This is a genomic window from Bradyrhizobium sp., assembly GCF_047605465.1.
In the GTDB taxonomy this organism is placed as follows: domain Bacteria; phylum Pseudomonadota; class Alphaproteobacteria; order Rhizobiales; family Xanthobacteraceae; genus Bradyrhizobium.
The window spans coordinates 24365-31131 of sequence record NZ_JASGFS010000071.1 but is presented as its reverse complement, the minus strand read 5'-3'; the positions used below and the strand labels follow the sequence as shown (position 1 = coordinate 31131).

Annotated in this window: 7 protein-coding genes; 4 read left to right on the top strand and 3 right to left on the bottom strand. The window is 65.1% G+C overall.

Translation table 11 applies throughout. The features are described from left to right. Positions 1 to 166 precede the first annotated feature (166 nt). The gene (locus tag QM712_RS31635) at positions 167 to 649 is read right to left on the bottom strand and encodes a DUF1772 domain-containing protein (protein ID WP_415027077.1); all 483 of its coding nucleotides are present in this window, start codon (positions 647 to 649) and stop codon (positions 167 to 169) included. Positions 650 to 743: 94 nt separating this feature from the next. Between QM712_RS31635 and QM712_RS31630 the strand changes: the two genes are divergently transcribed. After that, positions 744 to 1397, top strand: a complete 654-nt coding sequence (locus tag QM712_RS31630; RefSeq protein ID WP_415027076.1) for a TetR family transcriptional regulator — start codon at positions 744 to 746, stop codon at positions 1395 to 1397. On the opposite strand, the gene QM712_RS31625 is transcribed toward QM712_RS31630, so the two are convergent. Continuing rightward, positions 1394 to 2680 (bottom strand): MFS transporter, encoded by a 1287-nt coding sequence (locus QM712_RS31625; protein WP_415027075.1) that lies wholly within the window; start codon positions 2678 to 2680, stop codon positions 1394 to 1396. The two genes, QM712_RS31630 and QM712_RS31625, sit on opposite strands and share 4 nt — an antisense overlap. Before the next feature lie 143 nt (positions 2681 to 2823). Between QM712_RS31625 and QM712_RS31620 the strand changes: the two genes are divergently transcribed. The 3 genes from QM712_RS31620 to QM712_RS31610 all read left to right on the top strand — a co-directional run bounded on the left by QM712_RS31620 (position 2824) and on the right by QM712_RS31610 (position 5494). Continuing rightward, positions 2824 to 3768, top strand: a complete 945-nt coding sequence (locus QM712_RS31620; RefSeq protein ID WP_415027074.1) for a LysR family transcriptional regulator — start codon at positions 2824 to 2826, stop codon at positions 3766 to 3768. A gap of 7 nt (positions 3769 to 3775) precedes the next feature. After that, positions 3776 to 4963, top strand: a complete 1188-nt coding sequence (gene argE / locus QM712_RS31615) for an acetylornithine deacetylase (protein ID WP_415027073.1) — start codon at positions 3776 to 3778, stop codon at positions 4961 to 4963. Between the two features lie 234 nt (positions 4964 to 5197). Next, positions 5198 to 5494, top strand: a complete 297-nt coding sequence (locus QM712_RS31610; protein WP_415027072.1) for a GIY-YIG nuclease family protein — start codon at positions 5198 to 5200, stop codon at positions 5492 to 5494. Positions 5495 to 5603: 109 nt separating this feature from the next. Here QM712_RS31610 and QM712_RS31605 read toward each other — a convergent pair whose 3' ends face one another. Next, positions 5604 to 6662, bottom strand: coding sequence for a phosphotransferase family protein (locus QM712_RS31605; RefSeq protein ID WP_415027071.1), 1059 nt, complete (start codon positions 6660 to 6662; stop codon positions 5604 to 5606). Between the last annotated feature and the right edge of the window lie 105 nt (positions 6663 to 6767).

Below are 6767 nucleotides of genomic sequence, written 5' to 3'. Positions count from 1 at the left end.
GTTTCCGAAATTCGGTAAAGGAGAATATATTCGGCGGCGCGGATTGACCGACCGCATGGGTGTTTTGCCCGACGGGCAACTCAAGGTGTCGTAGCCGGGATCGGCGAAGCGACATGCAAGGAGTCCGTCGCGGCATTCCCGGATATCGCTCACCCGGACCACGAAGCTAGGAGACAAGCGCGACGATGCAGAACACGCTCGCGAGGACCGATGCGACCGTGCGCACATGGTTCCAGAAGGTCCAGTCCTTCAGATAGGCCGCCCACACCGAAGCCGCGTCCGGCGTCGACGCCCCCACGGCCGCGAGCGCGTTGTTGAGCGGGACATTGAAGGCGACCGTCACGACGAACATGCCGATGACGTAAAGACCACCGCCGGCGATCATGCTTGCCGCTCCCGGCTCGCTGATGCGCAACGCCCCCATCACCGCCAATGCGGCGCCCGCCACGGTCGTGCCGAGGAACAAGGGCATGAACGGCGAGCGCACGATGTCGACATTGATGGCGTTCATCGCCGCGATGCCCGCGGCCTGGTCGAGGCGGCCGAGCGCGGTCATCACGAAGGTCGAGAAGGCGAAATAGACCCCTGCCATCAGGCCGCACCCGATCGCCGAGAACCAGAGAAGCCCGGTCGTGATCGCCTGTCGCATCCAGCACCTCCATTAAACACGATAATCTCTCGCATTTGATAAATGCGATAGACTCTCTTATTTCTCACGTCAAGCGGAGATGGCGGGAACCACGATGCCGGAACGGAAGAGCAGGACGGGCAAACCGGCGCATGCGGCCGGACGTCGCGCGCCGCTGGTGCCGACACAGGAGCGGAGCCGGGAGCGCTTCGATCGCATCCTGACTGCCGCCGCCGAGATCCTCACCGAGAAGGGCAGCGACGCCTTCCGGATGAGCGATATCGTCGAGCGAACGGGCATCGCCTTCGGCTCGCTCTATCAATATTTTCCGGACAAGAGCGCCGTGATCGGGACGCTGGCGGAGCGCTGCAACACCATCGGCCGTGAATGCGTCCGGCGTGATCTCGCCGACATGAAGAATCTATCCGACCTCCGCGCCGCGCTGATCCGGATCACCGACGGCTATTACCAGATGTTTCGCGATCATCCCGTGATGCATCACATCTGGCAGGCGACACAGGCCGACAAAACGCTGCAGGAGATCGACGAGGACGATGTCGCCTTTCTCGCCGGCCTGCTCTGCGACGCGCTGCGACGCGTCGCACCCAGGCAGCCCGCCCCTGCCCTCACCGCGTTCTCGCAACTGGTGATGATCCAGATCGCCGCCGCGGTCCGTCATGCGATCTCGCTGCAGGCGGCAGATGCTCTCCGCATGCTGGATCTGTTCAAGCGCATGCTGCCGGCGGATCTCTCCGCGCTTCGCGCTTAGGACAGCGCCTCCCCGGTCCGATCCTTCAGCGTCAGCACCATCGCCAGGCTGATCAGCGCCGCGCCGGCCAGATAGAACGCAACGGCGATCGGCTGTCCGGTCCAATTGATCAGCGCCGTGATGAGCGCCGGCGTGAAACCGCCGAAGATCGCCACACCGAGGCTGTAGGTCAGCGAGATGCCGGTGGCGCGGACCCTGGTCGGGAACAGTTCGGCCAGCACCGCCGAGGCCGGCGCCGTATAGATCAGCATGAAGAACGCGACCGCGACCTGGCTGAGAACCAGCCGCTCCGGCGTCGGCGAAGCGATCAGGTAAGCGAAGGCCGGATAGGCGACGAGCGCGAGACCCGCGGCACCGACGATCATGATGCGCCGGCGACGGAAGCGATCGGCCAGCATCCCGACGAGCGGGCAGAACAACAGCACCGTGCCGACGGTGACGGGACCGAGGTAGGATTGCGACAGCGACATCTTCAGCTCGCGCGCCGCGAAGGTCGGGAAATAGTTCGCGACATATTGCGCGACCGTCCACAACATCACCACCAGCATGCCGGTCAGCACCGCGCGCCAATGCTCGCGCAGGACAGAGCGGATCGGCGCCTCCGCCGCGTGGGTCGACGCCTTGAACAGCGGCGCATCCTCCAACTCGCGCCGGATGTAGAGCCCCACCGGAGCGATCAGGAGGCCGACGACGAAGGCAACGCGCCAGCCCCATTCCGTGACCGCGGAAGCCGGGAGCGCCAGCGAGATCACGAGCGCGACAAGGCCGGACAGCATGGTCGAGCCGCCCTGCGACATCTGCTGGAACGAGGCGTAGAAGGCGCGGCGCGCGGGCGGCGCGTGCTCGACCAGCGTCGACACCGCGCCGCCGATCTCGCCGCCCGCGGAAAAGCCCTGGACGATGCGCGCGAGCAGAATGATGATCGGCGCAGCGAGCCCGATGCGATCGTAACCCGGACACAGGGCGATGATCCCGGTGCCGAGGGCCATCAACAGGATGGTCAGGCTCAGCGCATCGCGGCGACCGCGCCGGTCGGCGAAACTGCCGAGTACGACCGCGCCGAACGGACGCGCGACGAACCCGATGCCGAAGGTCACGAAGCCGAGCAGCAGCGATACGACCTCACTGTCGGCCGGGAAGAACGCCTTCGAGATCGGCACCGCGAACGCCGCATAGATCGTGAAGTCGTACCATTCGAGCATGTTGCCGACAGTGGCGGCGAAGGCCGCGCGTCCCGCCGACTGGCGCTCATTCGTGATCCCGCGCTCCGCAATTGCACTCACGCCGCTCTCCCCGTGTTGCCTGCCATGTCCCGTGCCGCGCCGCGCGGCCGGGTCCGTCGTTCAGGTCGTCTCGGGGCAAAAAGCTTGCACGCAGGATCATGCTATGCAAATATTTATTTCCTTTTCCAATTTCTATGCATTGAATGAATAGAAAAACCAACAACGTCGAAACCGCTGATGGCGCCAGGCTTCGTCCCTCGTTGCGCGAGATCGAAGCGCTGCGTGCCATGATCGCGACGGGCAAGACCACGCAGGCCGCGCGCCAGCTGGGCACATCGCAGCCGTCGGTGTCGCGCGCGATCGCAAGCCTCGAAGCGAGGCTCGGGCAGCCGCTGTTCGCGCGCCGCAACGGTCGACTCGCGCCGACCGCGGAAGCCCTGGCGCTGGAGGCGCGCGCCGCCGTCGTCTTCGACCTGCTCGACCAGATCGCAGCGCCCCGCAACGACGGGGCGACCGCGATCCGCGTCGCCGCGCCGCCGACGCTGGCCAATCTGTTCCTCGCGCCGCTGCTGGCGCGCTTCATCGCGCGCGAACCGGGCACCCGCATCCACATGGAAGTCGGCAAGTCGACCGATTGCCTCGGCTCGGTTGCCGACGGCAGCGCCGATCTTGCGCTGGTCGACCAGGCCTCATCGCACGACGGCGTGCGGCTGGAAGTCTTCCGGCAGGCGCGCCCGCACGTGCTGATGTCGAAGCGTCATCGCCTGGCGGCGCGCGCGGACCTTGCGATCGGCGATCTCGCCGGCGAGGCCATGATCGCACTCAGCCGTCGCTTCCCGCTGCGCAACAAGGTGGATGCTGCCTTCGCCGCGATCCGTGCAGAGCCCGCGATCGTCGCGGAAGCCTCGACATCGACCTTTCTGGTCGAGATGGTGCGCGCCGGCCTCGGCCTTGCGATCCTCAACCCCTTCCCGCTGGAGCTGCGCCCGGAAAAATCCCTGGTGTTCCGTCCGCTGGATCTGAAGATGTCGCTCGAGACCGCCGTCGTCGTTCCCGCGCGGGGATCGTTGACGCCGGCCGCGCGTTCACTCGCCAACTTCATCCGGACCGAACAGCCGGAGAGCCCGTTCTCCAAACCCATCGAGTAGACCGACAATGCCCAACCCGATATTCCCGAGTTCGCGATCCGATCGGATCCGCAACCTCCTCGCCGAGCTCGTTGCCTTCGACACCGTCAGCGATCGTTCCAACCTGCCCCTGATCGCGCACATCGAGAGCTATCTCGGCTTTCTCGGCGTCACGTCCGAACGCATTACCGACGAGACCGGCAAGAAGGCGTCGCTCTGGGTCACGATCGGACCGGAGGATCGCCCCGGCCTCGTGCTGTCGGGCCATACCGACGTGGTGCCGGTGGCCGGGCAGCACTGGACCCACGACCCGTTCAAGCTGCGCGAGCACGACGGCAAGCTCTACGGGCGCGGCACCACCGACATGAAGGGCTTTGTCGCGGTGTGCCTGGCGATGGTGCCGGACATGCTCGAGGCCACGCTCACGACGCCGATCCATCTGGCGATCTCCTATGACGAGGAGGTCGGTTGCGTCGGCGTGCGGCCGATGCTCGCCGAGGTCGCGCGGAAGAAGGTCAAGCCGCTCGGCTGCTTCGTCGGCGAACCGACCCGGATGCAGGTCATCATCGGCCACAAGGGCAAGCACGGCGTGCGCGCGACGTTCAAGGGGCTCGCCCGCCACTCCTCGATCGCGCCCGACGGCGTCAACGCCATCGAATATGCCGCCGAGATGATCACCGAGATCCGCCGCCGCGCGGTGAAACTCGCCGGTGAAGGCGCGCGCGACGATCTCTACGACGTACCCCACTCCACGCTGCTCACCAGCATCGTCCATGGCGGCGCCGCGCTGAACATCGTGCCCGATCAATGCGTCGTGGAGTTCGAATGCCGCGGCATCGGCATCACCGAGTCGCGGCAGGTGACGGATTCGATCGTCGCCTGGGCGAGGGCTGAACTGGAGCCCGCGATGAAGGCGAAGAATCCCGAATGCGGCATCAGCTTCGAGGAGATCCTGGATTATCCCGCACTCGACACCAAGGCGGACGCGGCGATCGTCACGCTGGCCAAGAGCCTCGCCGGCCGCAACGACCACGCCAAGGTCGCCTTCGGCACCGAAGCCGGCCTGTTCGTCAGCATGGCCGATGTGCCCTCGGTGGTGATCGGCCCCGGCGCGATCGCGCAGGCGCATACGCCGGACGAGTTCGTGGAGATGGCGGAGTTGGAGAAATGCGCGGCCTTCGTCGAGAAGCTGATCGCGCATTGCGCAAAGGGGTAGGTGCTCTCGCATCAACGTGGGTCCCGGCTCAGCGGAGCAGCACTTCGTGCTGCACCGCGTCCGGGACACGGCAACGGCTGCTCAGCAGATATGGAGAGAGAGGTCGAGACCCTCGTGTCCCGGACGCAGTGCGGCACGAAGTGACGCGCTGCAGAGCCGGGACCCGGACCGCTTGGCGACAACATCGAGACATGCCACCCTCGGCTGCCCGCTATCAGCGCTGGTTGCAGAACAATGCCGTTCTTCGTGTACATCCTTGCAAGCAAGCGAAACGGCACACTTTATGTCGGGGTCACTAACGACCTTGCCCGCAGGATGGCGGAGCATAAGGCCAAACTCATACCCGGCTTCACGCGGCAATACGGCGTGACTTTGCTCGTCTATTTCGAAACCTTCGACTCGGTGCTCGAGGCCCGGGCGCGCGAACATTCCTTGAAGCGCTGGCGCCGCGCTTGGAAACTCAAGCTGATCGAAGAGCTCAATCCCGATTGGCGCGATCTCGCGAATGATCTGAATTCGCTGGCAACCTGACACTGGGTCCCGGCTCTGCGGGGCAGCACTTCGCGCTGCATCGCGTTCGGGACACGAGAGAGCCAGGCTGCACAAAAAAGGCGCGGCTATCGCCGCGCCCTCGTATCTCCTAGACCGCGCCCGCCTTCTGCGCGTAATCCCATGATGCCTTCGACAGCGGCACGGTGCGCTTGGCGGATTCGAGCGCCTTGGCGTTCGCGGCGGTGCCGTCGCGGATGCGGCCGGCGATGCCCTGGGTGATGCCCGCGAGGCGGAACAGGTTGTAGGAGAAGTACCAGTTGAGATCCGGCACGCTCATCTTGGTGACGTTGCAATAGATCTGCGCCGCCTCTTCCAGGCTCGGGATGTTCAGCGCCTTGAGATCGACGCCGTGCAGGCCCGGCATGATCCATTGCATCAACAGATAGGTGAAGTCGGCCATGGGATCGCCGAGCGTCGACAGCTCCCAGTCCAGCACGGCCTGCACGCGCGGTTCCGTCGCGTGGAAAATCATGTTGTCGAGGCGATAGTCGCCGTGGACGATGGAGACGCGCGCCTGCTCCGGCACGGTCTTCGGCAGCCATTCGGCGACCTTCTCGAACTCGGGAATGTGCTGCGTCTCGGAGGCGCGATACTGCTTGGTCCAGCGGTCGATCTGTCGCGCGAAATAATTGCCGGGCTTGCCGAAATCGCCGAGCCCGATCGCGTTGGGATCGAACATGTGGAGCTTGCCCAGCGTCTCGATCTTGCTGGTGAAGATCTTCCGGCGATCTTCCGGCGCCTGGCTCGGCAGCGTCGGATCCCAGAACACGCGGCCATCCTCCATCGACATGATGTAGAAGGCGGCGCCGATGATGCCGTCGTCCTGGCACAGCGCATAGGCGCGCGCGACGGGGAAGCCCTGCTTTCCAAGCGCCGCGATCACCCGGTATTCGCGATCGACCGCATGCGCCGACGGCAGCAACTTGCCGAACGGCTTGCGGCGCATGACGTAGGAGCGGTTCGGCGTGTTGAGCCGGTAGGTCGGATTGGACTGGCCGCCCTTGAACTGAAGGACGACCAGCGGTCCCTCATAGCCTTCGACGTTCTCGCGCATCCAGGCTTCGAGCCGCATCTCGTCGAAACGATGCCGCTCCTCCACCGGCTTGGTGCCCGAGAACTCCTCGTCTTTCCTGACGCCGTCAGCCACGGTGACGCTCCCTCTTCAGTCCGGACCCGTTCGGGTCGAGCATGATCCTAATCGGTAACCACTGACGCACTTGCGTCAAGCGGTCATTGCGAATGCGGATCATGC

What these genes read in the sequence shown, in the direction of transcription:
- QM712_RS31635 (WP_415027077.1), bottom strand. Translation starts at nt 649, where the DNA reads ATGCGACAGGCGATCACGACCGGGCTTCTCTGGTTCTCGGCGATCGGG.
- QM712_RS31630 (WP_415027076.1), top strand. Translation starts at nt 744, where the DNA reads ATGCCGGAACGGAAGAGCAGGACGGGCAAACCGGCGCATGCGGCCGGA.
- QM712_RS31620 (WP_415027074.1), top strand. Translation starts at nt 2,824, where the DNA reads ATGAATAGAAAAACCAACAACGTCGAAACCGCTGATGGCGCCAGGCTT.
- argE (WP_415027073.1), top strand. Translation starts at nt 3,776, where the DNA reads ATGCCCAACCCGATATTCCCGAGTTCGCGATCCGATCGGATCCGCAAC.
- QM712_RS31610 (WP_415027072.1), top strand. Translation starts at nt 5,198, where the DNA reads ATGCCGTTCTTCGTGTACATCCTTGCAAGCAAGCGAAACGGCACACTT.